Source organism: Streptomyces silvisoli (assembly GCF_029269905.1).
Classification (GTDB): domain Bacteria; phylum Actinomycetota; class Actinomycetes; order Streptomycetales; family Streptomycetaceae; genus Streptantibioticus_A; species Streptantibioticus_A silvisoli_A.
This window is the reverse complement of record NZ_JARJBC010000010.1, coordinates 73,400-95,871: the sequence shown is the minus strand read 5'-3', so window position 1 is coordinate 95,871 and position 22,472 is coordinate 73,400. Positions and strand designations below refer to the sequence as shown.

At 71.8% G+C, this 22,472-nt stretch carries 22 protein-coding genes; 7 read left to right on the top strand and 15 right to left on the bottom strand.

The genetic code is table 11. The features are described 5' to 3' along the window. Positions 1 to 40 precede the first annotated feature (40 nt). Positions 41 to 2,155 carry a DUF6049 family protein gene (locus P3G67_RS17860; protein WP_276094333.1) on the bottom strand — a complete coding sequence of 705 codons (2,115 nt, stop codon included), beginning with the start codon at positions 2,153 to 2,155 and terminating at the stop codon, positions 41 to 43. Positions 2,156 to 2,304: 149 nt separating this feature from the next. After that, complete coding sequence (locus tag P3G67_RS17855; protein ID WP_276094332.1) at positions 2,305 to 3,543, bottom strand: rod shape-determining protein; 1,239 nt, start codon at positions 3,541 to 3,543, stop codon at positions 2,305 to 2,307. 152 nt (positions 3,544 to 3,695) lie between these two features. Here P3G67_RS17855 and P3G67_RS17850 point away from each other — a divergent pair, with 152 nt between their 5' ends. After that, positions 3,696 to 4,337, top strand: a complete 642-nt coding sequence (locus P3G67_RS17850; protein ID WP_276094331.1) for a hypothetical protein — start codon at positions 3,696 to 3,698, stop codon at positions 4,335 to 4,337. 70 nt (positions 4,338 to 4,407) lie between these two features. Here the strand turns inward: P3G67_RS17850 and P3G67_RS17845 are convergent, their stop codons facing one another. The 4 genes from P3G67_RS17845 to P3G67_RS17830 all read right to left on the bottom strand — a co-directional run bounded on the left by P3G67_RS17845 (position 4,408) and on the right by P3G67_RS17830 (position 9,292). Beyond that, positions 4,408 to 5,532, bottom strand: coding sequence for a GuaB3 family IMP dehydrogenase-related protein (locus P3G67_RS17845; RefSeq protein WP_276094330.1), 1,125 nt, complete (start codon positions 5,530 to 5,532; stop codon positions 4,408 to 4,410). A 102-nt stretch (positions 5,533 to 5,634) separates the two neighbouring features. Continuing rightward, entirely contained in the window at positions 5,635 to 7,149 is a 1,515-nt protein-coding gene (guaB, locus tag P3G67_RS17840) for an IMP dehydrogenase (protein WP_276094329.1), read from the bottom strand. Between the two features lie 178 nt (positions 7,150 to 7,327). After that, positions 7,328 to 7,936, bottom strand: a complete 609-nt coding sequence (locus P3G67_RS17835; RefSeq protein WP_391858287.1) for a sigma-70 family RNA polymerase sigma factor — start codon at positions 7,934 to 7,936, stop codon at positions 7,328 to 7,330. A gap of 744 nt (positions 7,937 to 8,680) precedes the next feature. Next, positions 8,681 to 9,292: a response regulator transcription factor gene (locus tag P3G67_RS17830; protein WP_003948568.1), complete on the bottom strand. Its 612-nt coding sequence runs from the start codon at positions 9,290 to 9,292 to the stop codon at positions 8,681 to 8,683. A gap of 552 nt (positions 9,293 to 9,844) precedes the next feature. Here P3G67_RS17830 and P3G67_RS17825 point away from each other — a divergent pair. Beyond that, complete coding sequence (locus tag P3G67_RS17825) at positions 9,845 to 10,150, top strand: WhiB family transcriptional regulator (RefSeq protein ID WP_255932531.1); 306 nt, start codon at positions 9,845 to 9,847, stop codon at positions 10,148 to 10,150. Positions 10,151 to 10,431: 281 nt separating this feature from the next. Here the strand turns inward: P3G67_RS17825 and P3G67_RS17820 are convergent, their stop codons facing one another. Beyond that, positions 10,432 to 11,364: a LysR family transcriptional regulator gene (locus P3G67_RS17820; RefSeq protein ID WP_269853692.1), complete on the bottom strand. Its 933-nt coding sequence runs from the start codon at positions 11,362 to 11,364 to the stop codon at positions 10,432 to 10,434. Between the two features lie 95 nt (positions 11,365 to 11,459). On the opposite strand from P3G67_RS17820, the gene P3G67_RS17815 reads away from it, so the two are divergent. From P3G67_RS17815 to P3G67_RS17805, 3 genes are read left to right on the top strand one after another with little or no spacing between them, the layout of a single operon-like run. Continuing rightward, positions 11,460 to 12,554: an aminotransferase class V-fold PLP-dependent enzyme gene (locus P3G67_RS17815; protein ID WP_276094328.1), complete on the top strand. Its 1,095-nt coding sequence runs from the start codon at positions 11,460 to 11,462 to the stop codon at positions 12,552 to 12,554. A gap of 59 nt (positions 12,555 to 12,613) precedes the next feature. Beyond that, on the top strand, positions 12,614 to 13,264 hold the full coding sequence (locus tag P3G67_RS17810) for an MOSC domain-containing protein (protein WP_276094327.1): 651 nt from the start codon (positions 12,614 to 12,616) through the stop codon (positions 13,262 to 13,264). A gap of 29 nt (positions 13,265 to 13,293) precedes the next feature. Further along, positions 13,294 to 14,067: an SDR family NAD(P)-dependent oxidoreductase gene (locus tag P3G67_RS17805; protein ID WP_276094326.1), complete on the top strand. Its 774-nt coding sequence runs from the start codon at positions 13,294 to 13,296 to the stop codon at positions 14,065 to 14,067. A gap of 90 nt (positions 14,068 to 14,157) precedes the next feature. Here P3G67_RS17805 and groL read toward each other — a convergent pair whose 3' ends face one another. After that, on the bottom strand, positions 14,158 to 15,786 hold the full coding sequence (gene groL, locus P3G67_RS17800) for a chaperonin GroEL (RefSeq protein ID WP_269853696.1): 1,629 nt from the start codon (positions 15,784 to 15,786) through the stop codon (positions 14,158 to 14,160). Between the two features lie 135 nt (positions 15,787 to 15,921). Next, positions 15,922 to 16,230 carry a co-chaperone GroES gene (groES, locus tag P3G67_RS17795; RefSeq protein ID WP_269853915.1) on the bottom strand — a complete coding sequence of 103 codons (309 nt, stop codon included), beginning with the start codon at positions 16,228 to 16,230 and terminating at the stop codon, positions 15,922 to 15,924. A 264-nt stretch (positions 16,231 to 16,494) separates the two neighbouring features. On the opposite strand from groES, the gene P3G67_RS17790 reads away from it, so the two are divergent. Then, positions 16,495 to 17,658 (top strand): THUMP-like domain-containing protein, encoded by a 1,164-nt coding sequence (locus P3G67_RS17790; RefSeq protein WP_276094325.1) that lies wholly within the window; start codon positions 16,495 to 16,497, stop codon positions 17,656 to 17,658. A gap of 6 nt (positions 17,659 to 17,664) precedes the next feature. On the opposite strand, the gene P3G67_RS17785 is transcribed toward P3G67_RS17790, so the two are convergent. The 5 genes from P3G67_RS17785 to tsaB all read right to left on the bottom strand — a co-directional run bounded on the left by P3G67_RS17785 (position 17,665) and on the right by tsaB (position 20,855). Next, the gene (locus P3G67_RS17785) at positions 17,665 to 18,267 is read right to left on the bottom strand and encodes a hypothetical protein (protein ID WP_269853698.1); all 603 of its coding nucleotides are present in this window, start codon (positions 18,265 to 18,267) and stop codon (positions 17,665 to 17,667) included. Between the two features lie 114 nt (positions 18,268 to 18,381). After that, entirely contained in the window at positions 18,382 to 18,645 is a 264-nt protein-coding gene (locus P3G67_RS17780; RefSeq protein ID WP_276094324.1) for a hypothetical protein, read from the bottom strand. Further along, complete coding sequence (gene tsaD, locus P3G67_RS17775; protein WP_269853700.1) at positions 18,645 to 19,703, bottom strand: tRNA (adenosine(37)-N6)-threonylcarbamoyltransferase complex transferase subunit TsaD; 1,059 nt, start codon at positions 19,701 to 19,703, stop codon at positions 18,645 to 18,647. The genes P3G67_RS17780 and tsaD overlap by 1 nt, the downstream gene beginning before the upstream one ends. Then, complete coding sequence (gene rimI, locus P3G67_RS17770) at positions 19,696 to 20,190, bottom strand: ribosomal protein S18-alanine N-acetyltransferase (protein WP_276094323.1); 495 nt, start codon at positions 20,188 to 20,190, stop codon at positions 19,696 to 19,698. The genes tsaD and rimI overlap by 8 nt, the downstream gene beginning before the upstream one ends. Continuing rightward, positions 20,187 to 20,855, bottom strand: coding sequence for a tRNA (adenosine(37)-N6)-threonylcarbamoyltransferase complex dimerization subunit type 1 TsaB (gene tsaB, locus P3G67_RS17765; protein WP_276094322.1), 669 nt, complete (start codon positions 20,853 to 20,855; stop codon positions 20,187 to 20,189). Before tsaB ends, rimI begins: the two co-directional genes overlap by 4 nt. Before the next feature lie 164 nt (positions 20,856 to 21,019). On the opposite strand from tsaB, the gene P3G67_RS17760 reads away from it, so the two are divergent. Continuing rightward, complete coding sequence (locus tag P3G67_RS17760; protein WP_276094321.1) at positions 21,020 to 21,580, top strand: hypothetical protein; 561 nt, start codon at positions 21,020 to 21,022, stop codon at positions 21,578 to 21,580. Positions 21,581 to 21,934: 354 nt separating this feature from the next. On the opposite strand, the gene tsaE is transcribed toward P3G67_RS17760, so the two are convergent. Continuing rightward, on the bottom strand, positions 21,935 to 22,438 hold the full coding sequence (tsaE, locus tag P3G67_RS17755; protein ID WP_276094320.1) for a tRNA (adenosine(37)-N6)-threonylcarbamoyltransferase complex ATPase subunit type 1 TsaE: 504 nt from the start codon (positions 22,436 to 22,438) through the stop codon (positions 21,935 to 21,937). Between the last annotated feature and the right edge of the window lie 34 nt (positions 22,439 to 22,472).

The following is a 22,472-nucleotide window of genomic DNA, read 5'->3' as shown; positions in this document are numbered from 1 at the left end:
CGATCGGTCGGCTCCAGAGCCAGCGGGCGAACGTGTTTGGTCAGTCCCGGCCCCTGCGGCGCGCCTGGCGCATCTTGTAGGCGCCCGCGAGCAGTGCCAGCAGCACCCCGCCCGCGATGATCGCCACCGCGCCCACCGAGAACTTGCGGACGGTCACCCGGAAGGTGAGCGGATCGCCCCACGGTCTGCCGTTGGCCTTGGTGTAGAGCCGGGCGGTGACCTGAACAGGTCCGTTGGTGTGGGCCTCGACCTTGATCTGCTCGGTGTGGTTGGCGGCGGCGGGCGCGGTGATGGGGATCAACGGGGTGGTGACCGTCAACCGGCTCGGCATCGAGGAGGTGACCCGCAACTCCAGTCCGGCCAGGCCCTGTTGGAGCCCGTTGACAAGGGTGACGGGTACCGATGCGGAGCCGCCCGCCACGGTGAGCGCGCCGACCTTGGGCAACAGGCGCACCGAGGTGATGGAATTGTCGACGTACGCCTCCACGCCCTCGGAGTACGACTCCGCGCCCTGGGTGTTGGTCCGCCAGCCGGTGGAGACCGCGCGCAGCATCGCCCGGTGCACCGCGCTCGTCGTACGGTCCGGATCGGACAGCACCCGGGACAGCGTGTCCAGGTCCGGCTGGATGCTGTCCACCGCCTTGATGTCCTGGGTGGACAGCTCGGTGTCCCGCAGCTCCTGTGGGTAGCCGCCCACCGTCGCGACCGTCGCGGGCGGCGGCTTGTCGGCCACCTGTTCAGGCGCGACGAGGTGGATCCAGCCCGCGTCGCTCGCCGACCGCAACGCGTCGGCCAGCACCTGCGCCGCCTGCCCGGTCAGCTGCCGGGGCGGCACCACCACCAGCCCACTCTGGGTGTCGGGCGAGCGGCGCTGTGCGTCCAGCAGGTCGCCCAGCAGCTCCTGACGGGCCGCCACGGGGTCGCCCTCGCCGGTCAGGTCGCGCTCCAGCACCGCGTCCGACGCCGGGTCACCCACCAAGGCGGTGGCCGCACCGCCCAGCGACACCCGGGGCTGCGAGGTGCCGGTGGACAGCCCGACACCGGAGGAGACCACGGTGTTCAGGGCGAGCTTTCCGGTGAGCGAGACGATCGACCGGTCCACCGCGCCGCCGTAGGGCCACGCCATCTCGGTGTGCGGCGGGCCGCCCAGCGTGCCCGCCACGATCTGGCCGCCGAGCCCCACCGCGGGCCCGAGTTGCGCGGCCAGGGCGTCACGGCTGGAGCCGTTGTGGGCGATGGATGCCAGGTCGGGATCGGCGTACGGCAGGGCGGCCACCGTGCGTCCCCTGGCCGCGCTCTTGACCGCGGTCAGCCAGGCGGTCGCCATCTTGTCGCCGGTGCCCCTGCGGCTGTCCTGCGGATTGCCGCTGTCCGGGGTCTTGGCGACCTGGTAGCCGCTCGCCATGGAGCGCGCCTCGTCCAGCAGCCCCGGGTCGGCCACCCAGGTGACCGGCAGCCCGGCGCCCGCGGCGACCACCTGGCGCAGTCTGCCGCCCGGCGCGAACTCGTCCGCCAGCGCGTCGTCCCGGAACACCGGTTTGGCGTTCTCCCCGGTGCCGAGCGAAACCGCCTCCATGTGCGGCGTGTCGGTGAGCGGCCAGAGCGCCGCGACGTTGAGTGGCGGCCCCCCGGTGTTGGGCGGGTACCACGGCAGATGGGTGCGCAGCAGTCCCAGTACCGTGCCGTCCTCGCCCACGAACGCGAGGCCGATCCGGTAGTCCCGGGCGGCGGACAGGCCGAGCGCGGACACCGGCACGTCGAAGGTGAACGGCAGGCTCTGACCGGGCACCAGCGGCGCGACGTCCACGGTGTGCCCGGCGATCTCACCCTCCTGGTCGACCCGCACCCCCAGGTGGGCGCCGGTGATCTGCCGGGTCGTGTTGTTGACCAGGCGTCCGGTGACGGTGACCGTCGAGTCGGGCTTGGGCACGGCGGGGGTCAGCGTGTCCATGATGACGTCGACGGGATACGTGGCGCCGGTGTCGTCCTGGCCGCTGCGGGGTGAGCGGGGAGTGAGGACCGGGGCGTCCGCGCCGTCCGCCGTGCCGGGGGCGCCCAGCGCGAGCATCGCCAGCGGCCCCAGCGCCAGCCCGCCGAGCAGGGCGGCGAGGCCCACGAGCACTACGGCGCGCAGCGCACGGCCGCGCGCCCCCACCGCACTCCCCTGATAGCCGGCAGGGGGCACCCCAGCGCCGTACGCCACCTGGCCACGTACCCCCGTCCGTGTTCGCCGTCGTCTGCTCCACTCAACGCGCGACGGACCACTCGCGTCACTTGCCGCGGGCACCCGGCCCGACGACGCCGTCAGACCCTCGCCACGGCGTGCGTGTACGAGGGCGGCGAGGCGTCCAGCACCCGCTTCAACGACGCGAAGTCCTCAACGCACTTGCCGGTGCCGATCGCCACGCAGTCCAGCGGCTTTTCGGCGGTGATCACCGGCATCTGCAGTTCGGTGCGCAGCCGCTCGTCCAGACCGCGCAGCAGCGCGCCGCCGCCGGTGAGCACGATGCCGCGATCCATGATGTCGCCCGCCAGCTCCGGCGGGCACAGGTCGAGGGTGTGGCGCACCGCGTCCATGATCGAGTCCACCGGCTCGCTGATCGCGTGCCGCACCTGGTCGGCGTCGAGGTCCAGGTTCTTCGGCAGCCCGCTGACCTGGTCCCGGCCGCGCACCCGGCAGCGCTCCGCGCTGGGCAGCGTCTGTGTGACCTCCACATCGCCCGCCGGCACGTCGTCGCCCTCGTTCCCCTCGGCACCCAGCGGGGGGCGTCCGTCGAAGCGCTGGGTCAGTTCCCGGCCCAGTTCCCGGTCGAGTTCCCGGTCGAGTTCCGGGTCCAACTCCTCGTCAAGGCGGTGCGCCCGGTCCGACCAGGCGCCCGCGGGGGCGGCCGAACCGATGGCCATCTTGACCTCTTCGGCGGTGCGCTCGCCGATGATCAGCGAGTGCTCTCGCCGTACGTACGACATGATCGCGGCGTCGATCGCGTCGCCCGCGATGCGCACCGAGCGGGCCGCCACGATGCCGCCCAGCGAGACCACCGCGACCTCGGTGGTGCCGCCGCCGATGTCCACCACCATGGAGCCTATGGGGTCGCTCACCGGCAGGCCCGCGCCTATGGCCGCCGCCATCGGCTCATCGACCAGATGCACCTGGCGGGCACCCGCGTTGGTCGCGGCCTCGATGACCGCGCGCCGCTCGACACCGGTGATCCCCGACGGCACGCAGATCACCACCCTGGGGCGTGCGTAACGCCGATTGCCCGTCACCTTGCGGATGAAGTGGGCGAGCATCCGCTCGGCCATCTCGAAGTCGGCTATCACGCCGTCGCGCAGCGGACGGACCGCCACAATGTGCGTCGGTGTTCGGCCGATGGTGGACTTCGCCTCGGTGCCCACGCTGACCACCTCGCCACTGACGGCGTTGACGGCCACCACTGACGGCTCGTTGAGCACGACTCCCTGCCCTCGGACGTACACCAACGTGTTGGCGGTGCCGAGGTCGATACCCATGTCACGACTGGAGAACGTCTTCTTCTGCGCCATAAACACTAATTATTGCCATAGTCGTATTTATCTGCCCCTTGAGCGGCAGTCGGCCCGACCCCTTACCTCGCCCTTACAGCCAAGCTGTTGAGCCCCTGTCAGAGCCCACTGCTAGCCTCTGGCCGAAAATCTCATTCACGGGGGACAACACCATGAGCCAGCCCTGGCCGCAGCCATCCGGCAACAACCCGTACGCCCAACCGGGTTACGGACAGCAGCCGCAGCCCCAGCCCGGCTACGGATTTCCGCCGGGGCAGCCGCATGCCGCGGCCCCCGGTGGCTACCCGCCGCCCCAGGCACCGGCCCCCGGTGGCTACCCGCCGCCCGCCGGTAATCCCTACGCGGCGCAGCCGGTGCCGCCGGTGGCCGCCATACCGCGGCGCCCGGACACCGTCGGCGCCGGCGTGCTGGCGGGTCTCGGCACGGCGGTGGTCGCCGCGCTGCTGTACGCCGCCATCATCCGGTTCACCAACCACGAGATCGGCTACGTGGCGCTCGTCGTCGGGCTGCTGATCGGCGCCGCGATGGGCAAGGCGGGCGGGCGCAACGCCGCGCTGCCGGTGCTCGGCATCGTCTTCTCACTGCTCGCGGTCTGGCTCGGCCAACTCATCGGCATCGCCTGGCTCGCAACCCACCTGGACCCGGGCCTGTCGTTCGTCCACCTGTTCTTCGGCCAGTTCGGTGCGCTGCTCAAGGCGTGGCAGAACGGCCTGGACGCCAAGGACTTCCTGTTCTTCGGCATAGCGGGCCTTGAGGGTTGGGCCGTCACCCGGCGGGTGGGCCGCAACCGCTGAGCCCGGTGGCGCAGACGCAAAAGGGGCGGCCCCGGACTCGCAAGCCCGGGACCGCCCCTTCTACGCGGTGTCAGCGGTGCGCGGCGGCGGGCGCGACGGTGACCTCGACCCGCTGGAACTCCTTGAGCTCCGAGTAGCCGGTGGTCGCCATCGCGCGGCGCAGCGCGCCGAAGAAGTTCATCGAACCGTCCGGGGCGTGCGAGGGGCCGAGGAGGATCTCCTCGGTGGTCCCGGCCGCACCGAGGTTCATCCGCTTGCCGCGCGGCAGTTCCTCGTGCACCGCCTCCATGCCCCAGTGGAAGCCCCGGCCCGGAGCATCGGTGGCGCGCGCCAGCGGCGAGCCCATCATGACCGCGTCCGCACCGCAGGCGAACGCCTTCGGCAGGTCACCGCTGGCCCCGAAGCCGCCGTCCGCGATGACGTGCACGTACCGGCCGCCGGACTCGTCCATGTAGTCCCGGCGGGCCGCCGCCACATCGGCGACCGCGGTCGCCATCGGCACCTGGATGCCCAGCACGTTGCGAGTGGTGTGCGCCGCACCGCCGCCGAAACCGACCAGCACACCCGCGGCACCGGTACGCATCAGGTGCAGCGCGGCGGTGTACGTGGCGCAGCCGCCGACGATCACCGGCACATCCAACTCGTAGATGAACTGCTTGAGGTTGAGCGGCTCGTGCGAGCTCGAAACGTGCTCGGCCGACACCGTGGTGCCGCGGATCACGAACAGGTCAACGCCCGCGTCCACCACGGCCTTGGAGAACTGCGCGGTGCGCTGCGGCGAGAGCGCGGCGGCGGTGACCACGCCCGCGTCGCGCACCTCCTTGATGCGCTGGCCGATCAGGTCCTCGCGGATCGGGGCCGCGTAGATCTCCTGCAACCGCCGGGTCGCCGAGGTGTCGTCCAACTCGGCGATCTCGGCCAGCAGCGGCTCCGGGTCCTCGTACCGCGTCCACAGGCCCTCGAGGTTGAGCACGCCGAGGCCACCGAGGTTGCCGATGCGGATCGCGGTCTCCGGGGAGACCACCGAGTCCATCGGCGCGGCGAGGAACGGCAGCTCAAAGCGGTAGGCGTCGATCTGCCAGGCGATCGAGACCTCCTTGGGGTCCCGGGTGCGCCGGCTCGGGACGACGGCGATGTCGTCGAATGCGTAGGCCCTGCGGCCGCGCTTGCCCCGCCCGATCTCGATCTCAGTCACTGTTCGCCTTTCTTCGTGGCCTGCTCGTCCAGTATCCCCGAGACGGCAGGCGTGAGCCCGCGGCCCTTGCGGGACGCGGGCTCGCCGCCGGTCGGACGGGTGTCAGCGCGCGTGGTAGTTCGGCGCCTCGGTGGTCATCTGGATGTCGTGCGGGTGGCTTTCCTTCAGGCCCGCCGCCGTGATGCGCACGAAGCGGCCCTTCTCCTTCAGCTCCGGCACGGTCGCCGCGCCCACGTACCCCATGGACGAGCGCAGGCCGCCGATCAGCTGGTGCGCCACGGCCGCCAGCGGGCCGCGGTAGGGCACCTGGCCCTCGATGCCCTCGGGCACCAGCTTGTCCTCGGAGAGCACGTTGTCCTGGAAGTAGCGGTCCTTGGAGTACGACTTGGCCTGGCCGCGGCCCTGCATCGCACCGAGCGAGCCCATGCCGCGGTAGGACTTGAACTGCTTGCCGTTGATGAACAGCAGCTCGCCGGGCGACTCCTCGCACCCGGCCAGCAGGCTGCCCAGCATCACGGTGTCGGCACCGGCCGCGATGGCCTTGGCGATGTCACCGGAGTACTGCAGGCCACCGTCGCCGATCAGCGGAACGCCCGCCGGACCCGCGGCCAGCGACGCCTCGTAGATCGCGGTCACCTGCGGCGCGCCGACACCGGCGACCACGCGGGTGGTGCAGATGGAACCCGGGCCGACGCCCACCTTGACGCCGTCGGCGCCCGCGTCGATCAGCGCCTGGGCGCCGTCCCGGGTGGCGACGTTGCCTGCCACCACCTCGGTGCGCAGGTTGGCCTTCACCTTGGCGACCATGTCGAGGATGCCGCGGCTGTGGCCGTGCGCGCTGTCGATGACCAGGAAGTCGACACCGGCCACCACCAGCGCCTCGGCACGGACGAACGCCTCGTCGCCGACGCCCACCGCGGCGCCGACCAGCAGTCGGCCGTCGGCGTCCTTGGCGGCGTTCGGGTACTGCTCAGCCTTGACGAAGTCCTTGACCGTGATCAGGCCCTTGAGGCGGCCCTGGTCGTCCACCAGTGGCAGCTTCTCGATCTTGTGGCGGCGCAGCAGGTCCATGGCGTCCGTACCGGAGATGCCGACCTTGCCGGTGACCAGCGGCATCGGGGTCATGACCTCGCGCACCTGGCGGCTGCGGTCGGACTCGAAGGCCATGTCGCGGTTGGTGACGATGCCCAGCAGCTTGCCCGCCGCGTCGGTGACCGGCACACCGCTGATCCGGAACTTGGCGCACAGCGCGTCGGCCTCGGCGAGCGTGGCGTCCGGGCGCACCGTGATCGGGTCGGTGACCATGCCGGACTCGGAGCGCTTGACCAGGTCGACCTGGTTGACCTGGTCCTCGATCGACAGGTTCCGGTGCAGTACGCCGACGCCGCCCTGACGGGCCATCGCGATGGCCATCCGGGCCTCGGTCACCTTGTCCATCGCCGCGGACAGCAGCGGGATGTTGACCTTGATGTTCCGGGTGATCCGGGAAGCGGTGCTGACCTGGTTCGGAACCACGTCCGACGCGCCCGGCAGCAGCAGCACGTCGTCGTAGGTGAGCCCGAGGTAGCCGAACTTCTCGGCGATCTTCTCGGCCACTCCGTCGGCGTTCGCAGTCATGACACCTTCCCCAATGCTCTTGCCCGGCGTGGCATCCCATGCTACTGGGGTTCGCGACCATTCCCGTCCGGCTGCTTTCGGCCTGATCCGGCGGCCCGTCCCTCCGCTGTGTGCTGTCCCCCGAACGTGATGTTCCGGGGCCCTGATGTGCCCGGTACGCCGTGCGTCCGGAACGCCGCTATGCCGTGAGTCCTCTGGCGCCGTCGGCCCGCATCGCCTCCGCCTGCTCGGCGAGCGCCCGCAGCCTGCTCAGTGCTCGGTGCTGGGCGACCCGTACCGCGCCCGGCGACATGCCCAGCATCTGCCCGGTCTCCTCCGCCGTCAGCCCGACGGCGACCCGCAGCAGCACGAGCTCGCGCTGGGTCGCGGGCAGATTCGCCAGCAGCGCCTTCGCCCACTCGGCGTCGCTGCTGAGCACCGCGCGCTCCTCCGGGCCGAGCGAGTCGTCCGGGGTCTCCGGCAGGTCCTCGGACGGGACCGCGGTCGAGCCCGGACCGCGCATGGCCGACCGCTGGAGGTCGGCGACCTTGTGCGAGGCGATGGCGAAGACGAACGCCTCGAAGGGGCGGCCCTGGTCGCGATAGCGCGGCAGCGCGCACAGCACGGCCAGGCAGACCTCCTGCGCGAGGTCGTCCACGAAGTGCCGGGCGTCACCGGGCAGCCGGGACAGCCGGGTGCGGCAGTAGCGCAGCGCCAGCGGATGGACGTGCGCCAGCAGGTCGTGCGTGGCCTGCTCGTCGCCTTCGGCGGCGCGCCGTACCAGGGCACCGATGCTTCCCGCGGCCATCCGGGACCCCCTCTGCTCGTCGGCCGCCTTGTCGCGCATCGGTCCATGGTGCCCTGCCGCCGCCGCGTTCGGGGCACCGCGTCCCGGGTCGTGCGCCGGAGCGTCCTCCACCGGGGCGCCCGAATCGGCCGGTGGGACGGCCGAGTTGCGCGCCGCGGCGCCGCCCTCGGCGGGCGGCGGAACGTGAGGCGGAACACCCTGGGCGCGCGGGGCGTCATCGCCGCCCGGCGGCGTCTGGTGCGCGGGCGCGTCGACGTCCTGGGGTGATGCGCCCGCTGCCGTGATGTCGCGCACCCCGTTTCCCTCCCGCGCGCCCTTGCCCTGTAGTGCCGACGACTCAAGTGCCGTCCCCGCCGTGTGGAGCGCCGAATCCTGGCCGCTCCGCTCGCCTCTGGCCTCCGGCAAGGGTGCCACCATCACCGCGACCCCTGGCGGAACCGACGCACACTGCCCCGCCCATCCGTCGCCCACCACCACTGCCGGAGGCGCTCCGCGCAGCCCCGCTCGCCGGTCCCCGAGGAAGTCCATACCCCAAGGATGCGTCCTCGCGCGGGCATCCGGAACTTCATGCCGCGGTCCATACCGTGACCGGTCGCCGATGCCGCGCCCGGACCGGGCCGTCCGCGGGGTGGTCCGGATGGGCGCGGCCCGGTGCGGGACGGTCGGCCGGGGTGCGCGGCGGCTCGGCGGAGGGTCGGGTTCCGGCGGGGTGGTCGCCCCCGTTGGCGGCGCACGGCGCGGACCTCAGCGCACCAGGCCCCAGCGGAATCCGAGTGCCACCGCGTGCGCCCGGTCGGACGCTCCCAGCTTCTTGAACAGGCGCCGGGCGTGCGTCTTGACCGTGTCCTCCGACAGGAACAGCTCGCGGCCGATCTCCGCGTTGGAGCGGCCGTGGCTCATGCCCTCCAGCACCTGGATCTCCCGCGCGGTCAGCGTGGGCGCGGCGCCCATCTCGGCCGAGCGCAGTCTGCGCGGCGCCAGCCGCCATGTCGGGTCGGCCAGCGCCTGGGTGACGGTGGCCCGCAACTCGGCACGCGAGGCGTCCTTGTGCAGATAACCGCGGGCACCCGCGGCGACCGCGAGCGCCACCCCGTCGAGGTCCTCCGCGACGGTCAGCATGATGATGCGCGCGCCGGGGTCCGCGGACAGCAGCCGACGCACGGTTTCGACACCACCGAGGCCGGGCATCCGGACATCCATAAGGATGAGGTCGGAACGGTCGGCGCCCCAGCGGCGGAGGACTTCCTCGCCGTTGGCCGCCGTCGTCACGCGCTCGACGCCGGGCACGGTCGCGACCGCACGGCGAAGCGCTTCTCGGGCGAGCGGGGAGTCGTCGCAGACGAGGACGGATGTCATGACCGCCCTCCGTAGCTGATCCGCGTCACGTTGAGCCTCCAGGCTGGTACGAATCGTCACCGGTGGGCTGACGGCGTCGGGCACTTGCCCGATTGCCTCGCCGTCCAACCACCTCCGCACTCTCAACGACGCTCACTCGAAAGAGTTACGGAGTCTGGCAGCCGTCCTCGATACTCTACGTGATCGCCGCAACACGGATCGGCGACAGCGCTCACCAACCGTTGCATCACGCCCACCGGCGGAGCGCTACAGGCGCGTGCGGCGGACGCGCCCGCGCCGGTTCCGCCGACCGCGCCCGCCCGCCGGACACTCCCGGGCGCCGCGGATGCCGCGCACCCCGGACGGGGGAACGGCCCGAAGGCCGACGTCCAGCCCGACACCTGGGGCAAGTGCCGGATTTTGAACTATTTGGCGGCTTTTTTTACCAGATGGGGATGTTGAGACTAGATTGGCAATCAGTCATATTTACATCCAGTTACACGGTGAATGTGTCCGGATGAGCACGGCCGCGGGCCGCACGTCCCGTAGGCAGACCTTCCGAGGGGATGAGCGATGGCAGATTTCTCCCGACTCCCTGGCCCCAATGCCGATCTATGGGACTGGCAACTGGTGGCCGCCTGCCGCGGCGTCGACAGCTCGCTGTTCTTCCACCCTGAGGGCGAGCGGGGCGCTGCCCGCAGCTCCCGCGAGGCCGCCGCCAAGGAGGTGTGCATGCGCTGCCCGGTCCGCGCGGCGTGTGCGGCCCATGCGCTGGCGGTGCGTGAGCCGTACGGCGTCTGGGGCGGGCTCACCGAGGACGAGCGCGAGGAGATGATGGGCCGTTCGCGGAACCGGCTGATCAGCAGTCCCAGCAACTGAAGGAACGCTTCTGCGTCCCGCTGCCGGGCCTCCCTCCACGGGACGGCCACCCGCGGGACCAGCCGAACAAGGCGCGCCGCACGGCGCGTTGGGTTTTCGCATGCGCCGGAAGGCACGGCCCCCCGCGACGGCCGTTTGCACCGTTCGAGCGATCCCGACGGGTGCGTGCGCCGAATGGCCTAACACGTCCGACGCAACAGAACCACCCGTGCGGCGGCTCCCCATCACCCGTTCGGATCAACCGGCCGGGGCTCATCGCGGGACGGCCGCGCTCCCGCCGGTCACAGAGCGGCCAGGGCGCGGGCGGCCGCGGTCTCCAGATGCGTGAGCATCGCGTTCACCGCGGGCACGTGCTCCAGGTCGGGCAGCGTCAGGGCGACGACCTCACGGCGCACCGCCGGGGCCGTCTCGACCACCGCGATCCCCTTGGGGCGTACCGACTGCAGTGCGAGCTCCGGCAGCATCGCGACGCCGAGGCCGGCACCGACCAGACCCGCGACGGCCGGGTAGTCGTCGGTGGCGAAGTCGATCCGGGGGGTGAAACCCGCGTCCTCGCACACCTCCACCAGGTGGCGGCGGCAGCGCGGGCAGCCCGCGATCCACTGCTCGTCGGCGAGCTGGGCGATCTCCACCGGGCCGCGCTCGGCGGCCGCCCGCGCCAGCCGGTGCCCGGTCGGCACCAGGCCGACCAGGCGGTCGGTGAGCAGCGGCCGCACCACCAGGTCGCCCCACTCCGTCTCGGCGGGCTCGGCGGGCACGTCGAGGTAGCGGAAGGCGAGGGCCACCTCGCAGTCGCCGCCACGCACCATCTCGACGGACTGCGGCGGCTCGGCCTCCTCGAGCGAGACCTGCGTCCCGGGGTGCGCGGTACGCATCTCCGCCACGGCGGCGGGCACGATCGTCGAGCTGCCCGAAGGGAACGAGACCATCCGCACCCGCCCGGCGCGCAGCCCGGCGATGGCGGCGACCTCCTCCTCGGCCGCGGTGAGCCCGGCGAGGATCCCGGCGGCGTGCCGGGTGAGCGCCTCGCCCGCCTCCGTCAGCCGCATCTCCCGGCCGGCGCGGATGAGCAGCGGCGTGCCCGCGGACTGCTCCAGCGCCTTCATCTGCTGGCTCACCGCGGGCTGGGTGCAGCCGAGTTCACGCGCGGCGGCGGAGAAGGAACCGCTTCGGGAAACCGCGCGCAGTACCCGGAGATGGCGTGCTTCGATCACGCTCCAACCATAAGACGCCCTTAGGGGTGAATGTCAATTTTCGGCATGGACTTTGAGGTCGGCGGCGGGCACTCTGGTGTTCGAGGGAGGGCATCATGAGTCACACGGACAACGACAGCAGGGGCACGGCGAACGGCCTGACCAGCCTGGCGGAGGCCGAGTTCGCGCCGCGCACCACGTATCTCAACACCGCGTCCAGCGGCCTCGGCCCGGCGAGGGCGGCGGAGGCGGTCCAGCGCGCCGCACGGGGCTGGCCCACCGGGGACTTCTCCGACTACGACCCGGCGGTGGCCGCGTCCCGAGCGGCGTTCGCCCGCATCGCGGGGGTTCCCCCAGAACGGGTCGCCGCGGGCGCCTCGGTCTCGGTGTACGCGGGGCTGATCGCGGCTGGTCTGCCGTCGGGCGCCGAAGTGCTGGTCGCCGAGGGCGACTTCAGTTCGCTGGTCAATCCGTTCGCGGTCCGCGCCGACCTCAAGCTGCGCACCGCGCCGCTGGAGCGGATGGCCGAGGAGATCGGCCCGGGCACGGCGCTGGTGGCCGTCAGCTCGGTCCAGTCGGCCGACGGCCGGCTCGCCGACCTCGACGCGATACGGACCGCGGCCGCCGCGCACGGCGCCCGCACCCTGGTCGACGCCACGCAGTCGGCGGGCTGGCTGCCACTGCGCGCCGGTGACTTCGACTATGTGGTGTGCGCGGGCTTCAAGTGGCTGCTCGCTCCGCGGGGCGTGTGCTTCCTGGCGATAGGCGAGTCCGCGGCCGCCGAGTTGCCGCCCGCCTTCGCGGGGTGGCTGGCGGGCGAGGAGCCGTGGGAGTCCTGCTACGGGCCGATCGCCCAACTCGCCACCTCGGCACGGCGGTTCGACCACTCCCCGGCGTACCTGTGCTACATCGGCGCCGCCGCGTCACTGGCGTTGATCGAGGAGACCGGCGTCGAGACGATCCACGCGCACAACCTGGCGCTGGCCGACCGGTTCACCGCGGGCCTCGCCGAGTTGGGGTACCAGGCGGTGGGCACCGGTGGCTCCGCCATCGTCTCCGTGCCCGGCCTGGGAGCGGCGGCGGAGCAACTGGAACGCGCCGGTATCCAGGTATCGGCGCGGGCGGGGAACCTGCGCGCGTCCTTCCATCTGTACAACTCGGCCCAGGACGTGGACCGGATACTCGACGCCCTGCCGGCGCCCGTCCACTAGTCCCGCGGGGGACGCGTAATGCTGTCGCCTCCAGTGGTCTTCGCCCGTAGCGTCGGAGCATGAGGCTGCTGTCGGTGAACATCGGGGTGGAGCGCTCCAACCCGTGGAAGAAGAACGCGACGGGCACCGGGATCGACAAGCGACCGGTCAAGGGTGCGGTCGAGGTCCGGGCGCCCGGACCGAAGGGCACCGGTGCGGTCGGGCTGGCGGGCGACCGGGTGCACGACGTGAAGAACCACGGCGGGGACGACCAGGCCGTGTACGCCTATGCGAGGGAGGATCTGGATGACTGGGAGACGATAGTCGGCCGGGAACTGCCCAACGGCGCCTTCGGGGAGAACCTGACCACCTCCGGCCTGGATGTCAACAACGCGCTGATCGGGGAGCGTTGGCGCATCGGCCCCGACGTACTGCTCGAAGTCTCCTGCCCGCGCATCCCGTGTTCGACGTTCCAGGGCTGGCTGGACCGTCCTGGCTGGATCAGGCAGTTCACCGTCGCCGCGCTGCCCGGACCGTATCTGCGGGTGGTCCAGCCCGGCGAGATCCGGGCCGGGGACCCCATCGTGATCGAGTCCCGGCCATCCCACCGGGTGACCGTCTCGCTCACCTTTCGGGCGATGACGAGGCAACCGCAGCTGCTGCCAAGGCTGTTGGAGGCAGGGGCGCTTCCCGACGAGATCAAGGAGGTCGCCCGAAGGAGGACGAGCTGAAGCGGTGGCGGAGGCCCTAGCCTCGCTTCATGACCACTTCACTGATCACGGGAGCGACGGCGGGCGTCGGTGCCGCCTTCGCACGGCGGCTGGCGGACGACGGGCATGATCTGGTCCTGGTGGCGCGCGACGGCAAACGGCTGGAGGACAGCGCGCAGGAACTGCGCAAGCGCCATGGCGTGCGGGTACAGGTGCTGGTCGCCGACCTGTCCACCGAGGAGGGCGTCACGGCGGTGGAGTCACGGCTCGCCGACCGGTCCGAGCCCGTTGACGTGCTGGTGAACAACGCGGGCTTCGGCAACCGCGAGGCGTTCTTGAACGCACCGGTGGCCGAGGAGTTGACGATGCTCAAGGTGCACTGCGAGGCGGTGCTTCGGCTCACCTACGCGGCGGCGGAGGCGATGCGGGAGCGCGGCCGGGGCTTCGTCATCAACGTGGCGTCGGTGGCGGCGTTCCTGCCACGCGGTACGTACGCGGCGAGCAAGGCGTGGGTGGTGCGGTTCACCCAGGGTGTGGCCCGTGAACTCGCGGGCAGCGGTGTGCGGTTGATGGCGCTGTGCCCGGGGTTCGTGCGCACGGAGTTCCACCAGCGGGCCGGTATGGACGCCAGCGGCATCCCCGACTGGGCCTGGCTGGACGCGGACAAGGTGGTGGCCGCGGCCATCCGCGACCTGGCGGTGGGCAAGGTGGTGAGCGTGCCCGACGTGCGGTACAAGGCGGTCGTCGGGCTGGCGAAGGTCGTACCGAGCGGGGTGTTCGCCCGGGTCTCCACGAAGGCGGGGCGGCGCTTCGGCCCCCGCTGAGCGTCAGCCCGGCCGGCAACGCACGAGGCCCCGGGCCCACCGCTCGGCGGTGGGAACCCGGGACCTTCGTGGAACTACGCGCTACCCAGCTCAGTGGGCGTGGCCGTGGCCGTGACCGTGACCGGCCTCGGCGGGCTCCTCTTCCTTCTTCTCCACGACCAGGGTCTCGGTCGTGAGCAGCAGGGAGGCGATGGACGCGGCGTTCTCCAGCGCGGAACGGGTGACCTTCACCGGGTCGATGACACCGGCCTTGACCAGGTCGCCGTACTCCCCGGTGGCGGCGTTGAAGCCGTGGCCCTTCTCCAGCTCGGCCACCTTGGAGGTGATCACGTAGCCCTCAAGGCCGGCGTTCTCGGCGATCCAGCGCAGCGGCTCGACCACGGCCTTGCGCACGACCGCGACACCGGTGGCCTCGTCGCCCGCCTTGCCCAGCGAGTCGCCGAGCACCTTGGAGGCGTGCACCAGCGCCGAGCCACCACCGGAGACGATGCCCTCCTCGACCGCGGCGCGGGTCGCGGAGATGGCGTCCTCCAGACGGTGCTTGCGCTCCTTCAGCTCGACCTCGGTGGCCGCGCCGACGCGGATCACGCAGACGCCACCGGCCAGCTTGGCGAGGCGCTCCTGGAGCTTCTCGCGGTCCCAGTCGGAGTCGGTGGCGGCGATCTCGGCCTTGATCTGGTTGATCCGGCCCTCCAGCTCGGCCTTGTCACCGGCGCCGTCGACGATGGTGGTGTCGTCCTTGGTGACGGTCACCCGGCGGGCGGTGCCCAGTACGTCCAGGCCGACCTGGTCGAGCTTGAGGCCGACCTCCTCGGCGACCACGGTGGCACCGGTGAGCACCGCCATGTCGCCGAGCATCGCCTTGCGGCGGTCGCCGAAGCCGGGCGCCTTGACCGCGACCGCGTTGAAGGTGCCGCGGATCTTGTTGACGACCAGGGTGGAGAGCGCCTCGCCCTCGACGTCCTCGGCGATGATCAGCAGCGGCTTGCTGGCGCCCGCCTGGATGATCTTCTCCAGCAGCGGCAGCAGGTCCTGGATCGAGGAGATCTTGCCCTGGTGGATCAGGATGTACGGGTCCTCGAGGACCGCTTCCATCCGCTCCTGGTCGGTGACGAAGTAGGGCGAGAGGTAGCCCTTGTCGAAGGCCATGCCCTCGGTGAAGTCCAGCTCCAGACCGAAGGTGTTGGACTCCTCGACGGTGATGACACCGTCCTTGCCGACCTTGTCCATCGCCTCGGCGATCAGCTCGCCGACCTGCTTGTCCTGAGCGGACAGCGCGGCGACGGCGGCGATGTCGGTCTTGGAGTCGATCGGCCGGGCGGTGGCCAGCAGGTCCTCGGAGATGGCCTTCACCGCGGCGTCGATACCGCGCTTCAGGGCGGCCGGGGAGGCACCGGCGGCGACGTTGCGCAGACCCTCGCGGACCAGCGCCTGGGCCAGCACGGTGGCGGTGGTGGTGCCGTCACCCGCGATGTCGTTGGTCTTGGTCGCCACCTCCTTGACCAGCTGGGCGCCCAGGTTCTCGTACGCGTCCTCGATCTCGACCTCGCGGGCGATGGTGACGCCATCGTTGGTGATGGTCGGAGCGCCGAACTTCTTGTCGATGACGACGTTGCGTCCCTTGGGGCCGATGGTCACCTTGACGGTGTCGGCAAGCTTGTTGACGCCGCGCTCAAGAGCGCGACGGGCGTCCTCGTCGAACTTCAGGATCTTGGCCATACCTGCGTACTACCTCGTCTATTCCTCGTCAGAGACCGCGCCCCGGGCCCCGGTCCAACGGACGCGGAAAACCCGGGGCGGGATCACGGCTGCGTGTAGTGGAGCCGGTCGGCACGCCCCTCGGGCGCGCCTTGATTACTTCTCGACGATCGCGAGGACGTCGCGGGCCGAGAGGACGAGGTACTCCTCGTTGTTGTACTTGACCTCGGTGCCGCCGTACTTGCTGTACAGCACGACGTCACCGACCTTGACGTCGAGCTCGACGCGCTTGCCGTCCTCGAAGCGACCCGGGCCGATGGCGAGGACGACGCCCTCCTGGGGCTTCTCCTTCGCAGTGTCCGGGATGACCAGGCCCGAGGCCGTGGTCTGCTCGGCGTCGAGCGGCTGGACCACGATGCGGTCCTCGAGCGGCTTGATGGCAACCTTGCTGGCGGTCGTCACGATCCGACCTCCCCCTTCGGAGAGTTCACAGGAGTGTGTGTCTTGGGGTGGCGACCTGGTAGATCCGTCGTCGCGGGTGCCGGACCTGCCTCGTCGCTGTTGGCACTCTGCGGTGCGGAGTGCCAGAGCCGAGCCTAGAACTCCGTTAGCACTCGGTCAAGCGGAGTGCCAGCGCGCCGGGGTGCGCCGCCGCGGGCTTCCCTCCTCGCGGGGGCGGGCACCCACTCCCCGTTCGGGACCGCCACCCCGGAGCACGAGAATGGTGCTGTGGATGTTGACGGCTTCTCCTCTCTTCTCGCCCCCGACGGCCAGGCCTTGCTCGACCAGTTGCGCGGGTTCGACCCCGCGGACGAGATCGCGATCGTGACGCGGTTGCGGCGGGCGTACCCGGCGGAGATCGTGGGGGCGGCGCTGACGCAGGCGCGCTTGCGGGGGCGGGCGGAGGCCAAGTTCGGGGCGGACGCGCACCGGATGTACTTCACCCCGGACGGCGTCGAGCAGGCGACGCGGACCGTGGTGGCGGAGCACCGGGCGGCACGGTTCGCCGGGCTGGGGACGCGGCGGGTGGCCGACCTGTGCTGCGGGATCGGCGGCGACGCGATCGCCCTCGCCCGCAAGGGGATCGAGGTGCTCGCCGTGGACCGCTCACCGCTGACCTGCGCGGTCGCCCAGGCCAACGCCCGCGCCCTGGGCCTGGACGGACTGATCGAGGTGCGCCGGGCGGATGTCGCCGAGGTGGCGACGGACGGGTACGACGCGGTCTTCGTCGACCCGGCCCGACGCGGCGGCCGTGGCCGGGTGTTCGACCCCGAGGCGTACTCGCCCCCGCTGTCCTGGGCGGTGGCCGCCGCCCGCAAGGCCCCGCACGCCGCGCTCAAGGTCGCCCCCGGCATCCCGCACGACGCGGTACCGGAGGACGCCGAGGCCGAGTGGGTCTCGGACCGGGGAGACGTCAAGGAGGCCGTGCTGTGGTTCGGCACCGGACCCGGCGCCCGGCGCGCCACCCTGCTGCCCGACGGCGCCGCGCTGACCGGCGGCGGCCTGCCGGCACCGCCGGTGGGGCCGGTCGGACGGTACCTCTACGAGCCGGACGGCGCGGTGATCCGTGCCCACCTCGTGGCGGAGGTCGCGGCGGAACTCGGCGGCCGACTCATCGACGAGACGATCGCCTACATCACCGCGGACGAGCTGCGCCCCACCCCGTACGCCACCGCCTACGAGATCACCGACACGCTGCCGTTCAACCTCAAGAGGCTCAAGGCGCTGCTGCGGGAGCGCGACGTGGGCACGCTCACCGTCAAGAAGCGCGGCTCGGCCGTCGAACCGGAGGAGCTGCGCAGGCGGCTCAAGCCGCAGGGGCCGAACTCGGCGACGGTACTGCTCACCAGGGTGGCCGGAGCGCCGGCCATGCTCATCGGCGCACCCGCCTGACGCCCGTCAACCGTCCTTGGAGTCCCCGGAGTCGGTGAGGCGGTCCAGTTCCGTACGCATCCGGGTGGCGGCCTGCTCCGCCGCGTCGGCGAGCGAGGCGAGGACATCACCGTTGACGGCGTAGGAGATGGTCTCAAGGCCGGACTCGGAAGGGCGTCCGGTGGGGCCGAGGTGCGCGGAGCGCAGATGGTACGCGGTCTGACCGGCGGCGGTGATCATGGCGGTGAGGAACTCCCGGGTGGCGACCAGCAGTTCGTGCTGCGGACGCCCGTCGCCCTCCGTGCCGAACAGTGCCCGGACGTACTCCGCGGCCAGCCCCAGGTGGGTGATCAGGTGCTCGTGGACCGGGAGATGGCGGTGCTCGGGATAGTCGTGCACGTTCTGCACACCGCGTGCCAGGACCGCCGGGCCACCGTAGACCAGCTGCGGATCGGCGGCCGTCTCACGGAACGGGGCCACGGCGGCGGCCAGCAACGTGGCATGCTGGAAGGCGAGGTCGGCCGCCGGATCGTCGGCGCGCTCGGGACTGCGGCCGAGGACGACCAAGGCCGCGGCCACGGAGTCCGCGCGCTGGCGCAGTCTCCTTCGGCCGCTCTCCGGCTCCTCCAAAGGGCACCCCCTCGCATCGGCGACGCCCGTCAGACTACGAACCGGCACCCCACCCAAGGGATATGGTCGCGGCCAATCCCACCTATACGAGGGAACCTGCCGAAGGCCGCCCGCTCAGCCGCCGACCGACTCGAACCGCCAGCGGTGCACCGCGCGGCGCACCAAATCCGCTGGTGGATCAGGGAGTTCCGGCACCTCGGCGCGATATCCGCCCTCCCACCAGGTGATCACGAGCACCCGGTCCTCGGGCGCGGTGAGGATCTCGCGGCGCAGCGGTTGACGCTCACCGTCGGGCTTCAGCTCCCGTACCCACGCCAGGAGCTCGGCCCCGTGCCCCGATACGGCGCGCGCCTCCCACATCAACGCGACGGTCGGCATCACGCGGCGTGGTGCTGGCCGGGGACATGCGGTTCGGTCACCGGAAGCGAGGAGTCGGCGGGCAGCTCCCAGTCCGAGGCGGCCCGGCCGCGCGCCACCATCTCGGCGCCCAGCGCGGCCACCATCGCGCCGTTGTCGGTGCACAACTTCGGTCGCGGCACCCGCAGTTCGATCCCGGCCGCCGCACACCGCTCCTCGGCCATCGCCCGCAGCCGCGAGTTGGCCGCGACGCCGCCGCCCAGCATCAGGTGCTCCACCCCGTGGTCCTTGCAGGCGCGGACCGCCTTGCGGGTCAGCACGTCGGTCACCGCCTCCTGGAACGACGCCGCGACGTCCGCCACCGGCACCGTCTCGCCCGCGGCCCGCCTGGCCTCGATCCACCGGGCCACCGCGGTCTTCAGCCCCGAGAAGGAGAAGTCGTACAGCGGGTCGCGCGGCCCGGTCAGCCCTCGCGGGAAGCGGATCGCGTCGGGGTCGCCCTCGCGTGCGTAGCGGTCGATCACCGGACCGCCGGGGAAGCCCAGCCCCAGCACCCGGGCGACCTTGTCGAACGCCTCGCCCGCCGCGTCGTCGATGGTCGAGCCGAGCGGGCGCACGTCCGCGGTGATGTCGGGGGCCAGCAGCAGCGAGGAGTGGCCGCCGGAGACCAGCAGCGCCATCGTCGGCTCGGGCAGCGCGCCGTGCTCCAACTGGTCCACGCAGATGTGCGAGGCCAGGTGGTTGACGCCGTACAGCGGCTTGCCCAGCGCGTAGGCGTACGCCTTCGCCGCCGAGACGCCGACCAGCAGCGCTCCGGCCAGCCCCGGGCCCGCGGTCACCGCGATGCCGTCCAGGTCGCGGGCGGTGACACCGGCGTCCTTGAGCGCCCGCTGGATGGTCGGGACCATCGCCTCCAGGTGCGCCCGGCTGGCGACCTCCGGCACCACGCCGCCGAACCTGGCGTGTTCGTCCACGCTGGACGCGACCGCGTCGGCCAGCAGCGTGTGGCCGCGGACCACGCCCACGCCGGTCTCGTCGCAGGAGGTCTCGATGCCCAGGACGAGGGGTTCGTCAGCCATGGATCAGTCCTTGCAGGGGTACGGATGAGGGGTCGGTCAGTCGCATGACGAGGGCGTCCACGTTGCCCGGCTGGTAGTAGCCGCGCCGGAACCCGATCGGCTCGAAGCCGAAGCGCTCGTAGAGGCGTTGGGCGCGGGCGTTGTCGACCCGCACCTCCAGGAGCACCTCTCGGCACTCCATGGCGGTGGCCCGGCGCAGCAGGTCGCCGAGCAGCCGGGCGCCGAGTCCGCTGCCCCAGTGGTCGGTGGCGACCGCGATGGTCTGTACGTCACCGGTCCCGGCCACCGCGGCGAGACCGGCGTAGCCGACGATCCGGCCGCCGTCCTCGGCCACCACGTAGTAGCGTGTCGCCTCCCGGTGCCGGACTCCGGCCAGTTCGGACCAGAACATGCCGCGCGACCAGGCGTCCTCCGGGAACAGCGCTTCCTCAAGCGCCATCACCGGGTCGATGTCCCACCAGCGCATCTCGCGCAGCGCGGCGGTCATTTCGGCATGACCGCCTTGTACCCGGCGGGCACCTGGGCGTCCGGTCGCCGCAGGTACAGCGGCAGCGGAGGCAGGAAGTCCGCGCCGCTCGCCAGCCGTTCGGCGGCCAGCGCGGCCAGCGCCGCGGCCGACTGGTGCTGCGGGCCGTGCGCGCGGGCACCGGTGAAGACCTGCGGGTAGAGCACGGCGCCCGCGCCGACCGCCGGGAGCCCCGCCACCTCGTCGGCGATGTCCGCCGGGCGGTCCACCGCCGGGTCGCTGGTACGGGTACGGGGGTCGGTGTACCGCGCCCAGTACACCTCCTTGCGGCGGGCGTCGGTCGCCACGACGAACGGCCCGTCCAGGTCGCCCATCCGCCCGGCGGCGTACGCGATGCCGTCGAGCGTGCAGACGCCGTACACGGGGATGCCCAGCGCGTCGCCGAAGGCGGCGGCGGTCACCAGGCCGACCCGCAGTCCGGTGTACGGGCCGGGGCCCACGCCGACCACGATGCCGGTCACCGCGTCCAGCTTGATGCCCGCCTCGCTCAGCACCGTGTCCACCGTGGGGAGCAGCAACTCGCCGTGGCGGCGGGCGTCGACCTGGGTCGACTCGGCGCGCACGGCGGTGCCGTCGTGGACGGCGGCGGTGATGGCGGGGGTGGCGGTGTCGAAGGCGAGTAGCACGGTAGACAGCCTACGGCGCGTTTTGGTGGTCTTAATTTGGGTTCCGGCGCACTGTGGCCGGCGGTGGGGAAATTCCCACCCGCACGCGCGCAGCCGCGAACAGGTGCCCGGGTGGGAAAAACCCGAACGCCAACGGGTCAGTGACCCGGTGCTAACGTCTCCCCATGGCAAGGATTGCCTCCGGCACGATCGTCACCGGCCTCACCGCCGCCGCGCTAGCGGCCATCGGCGTACTCGCCTGGCAGGCGTCCGCCGCCCCCGACCACACCGGCCGGTCGCACACCGCGCCCAGCGCCTCCGCCCGTCCGAGCACGGCTCCTTCGACGGCGCCCTCCCCCGAGCCGGTCGCACTGCCCCCCGCCTCCGGGCACGGCAAGCGCATCGTGTACTCCCTGGCGCAGCGCCGGGTGTGGCTGGTGTCCGCCGACGACCAGGTGGAGCGCGGCTTCACGGTCACTCCCGGCTCGGTCTCCCCGACCCCGGGCACGTACACGGTGACCTCCCGCTCCGAGCGGGTCACCGGCACGGACGGGGTGCCGATCGAGCATGTGGTGCGGTTCGCCGTGGTGCGGGGTACGACGATCGGCTTCTCCGCCGCGGTGGACGGCTCCGTGCCGTCCCCGCAGACCGCCAAGAAGACCGGCGGGGTGCGGGAGAAGGCCGCGGACGGCACCGCGATGTGGCAGTTCGCGCTGATCGGCGCGAAGGTGATCGTCGTCCCCTGAGTCCCCCGGGCGCTGCGCCGGACTAGGCGGCGTCCTGCTCCCGCTCGGCGTCCTCCGGGTCGTCCTCCGGCGCACGGGGCGGGGTGCAGACCGCCTGCGCGGCGGCGCTCGCGGCCAGCAGCGCACTCATCGGCGGCATCGGTGTCTCGTCCCGGTAATCACGCGATTCCGGGGAAACCTCTGCACGACCGTCGGCCGACATGTCGCCTCCCGGGCCAGAACTTAGGCAGGCCTAACCAACCTCTGACCTCAAGCACACCATGCCCGGCGGCCCCCGCGCAACATCTTCCCGACGTCCTGTCGGAATACTGTCGCGAAAGACCGCGGGTACGGGCAGCGGTGGGAAGGCGCCGGTTACCCGAGCTCCGTCAGCAGAGCGTCCGTCCAGCGCTCCCCCACCCCGGTGATCACGACCTCCCGCACATCGTGCGCCTCGTCGCCGGTACCGCGGTGGATGGCGACGTGCAGCCGGTCCTCGGACAGGTCCTCGACCTTGCCCTCGCCCCACTCCACGACGACCACCGACTCCGTCAGCGACACATCGAGGTCGAGGTCCTCCATCTCGTCCAGCCCGCCGCCCAGCCGGTACGCGTCCACATGGACCAGCGCCGGGCCTCCGGTCAGCGAGGGGTGGACCCGTGCGATCACGAACGTCGGTGAGGTGACCGCGCCCCGCACGCCGAGTCCCTCACCCAGGCCGCGGGTCAGCGTGGTCTTCCCCGCGCCCAGCTCGCCGCTGAGCAGCACCAGATCACCCGGCCGAAGCAGCGCGGCCAGCCGACGGCCCAGCTCCCGCATGCGGTCGGCGGTCTCCACGGTGATCCGCGCCCGTACGTCCAAGTCCTGCGTCGTACCCATGGTTGTCGATGCTACGCAAGACCGGAGGCCCGCG

Bases quoted from the DNA above. Each gene is read 5' to 3' on its own strand.
- P3G67_RS17855 (WP_276094332.1), bottom strand. From the start codon at position 3,543: ATGGCGCAGAAGAAGACGTTCTCCAGTCGTGACATGGGTATCGACCTC.
- P3G67_RS17850 (WP_276094331.1), top strand. From the start codon at position 3,696: ATGAGCCAGCCCTGGCCGCAGCCATCCGGCAACAACCCGTACGCCCAA.
- guaB (WP_276094329.1), bottom strand. From the start codon at position 7,149: ATGACTGCGAACGCCGACGGAGTGGCCGAGAAGATCGCCGAGAAGTTC.
- P3G67_RS17835 (WP_391858287.1), bottom strand. From the start codon at position 7,936: ATGGCCGCGGGAAGCATCGGTGCCCTGGTACGGCGCGCCGCCGAAGGC.
- P3G67_RS17830 (WP_003948568.1), bottom strand. From the start codon at position 9,292: ATGACATCCGTCCTCGTCTGCGACGACTCCCCGCTCGCCCGAGAAGCG.
- P3G67_RS17825 (WP_255932531.1), top strand. From the start codon at position 9,845: ATGGCAGATTTCTCCCGACTCCCTGGCCCCAATGCCGATCTATGGGAC.
- P3G67_RS17815 (WP_276094328.1), top strand. From the start codon at position 11,460: ATGAGTCACACGGACAACGACAGCAGGGGCACGGCGAACGGCCTGACC.
- P3G67_RS17810 (WP_276094327.1), top strand. From the start codon at position 12,614: ATGAGGCTGCTGTCGGTGAACATCGGGGTGGAGCGCTCCAACCCGTGG.
- P3G67_RS17805 (WP_276094326.1), top strand. From the start codon at position 13,294: ATGACCACTTCACTGATCACGGGAGCGACGGCGGGCGTCGGTGCCGCC.
- groL (WP_269853696.1), bottom strand. From the start codon at position 15,786: ATGGCCAAGATCCTGAAGTTCGACGAGGACGCCCGTCGCGCTCTTGAG.
- P3G67_RS17780 (WP_276094324.1), bottom strand. From the start codon at position 18,645: ATGCCGACCGTCGCGTTGATGTGGGAGGCGCGCGCCGTATCGGGGCAC.
- tsaD (WP_269853700.1), bottom strand. From the start codon at position 19,703: ATGGCTGACGAACCCCTCGTCCTGGGCATCGAGACCTCCTGCGACGAG.
- rimI (WP_276094323.1), bottom strand. From the start codon at position 20,190: ATGACCGCCGCGCTGCGCGAGATGCGCTGGTGGGACATCGACCCGGTG.
- P3G67_RS17760 (WP_276094321.1), top strand. From the start codon at position 21,020: ATGGCAAGGATTGCCTCCGGCACGATCGTCACCGGCCTCACCGCCGCC.
- tsaE (WP_276094320.1), bottom strand. From the start codon at position 22,438: ATGGGTACGACGCAGGACTTGGACGTACGGGCGCGGATCACCGTGGAG.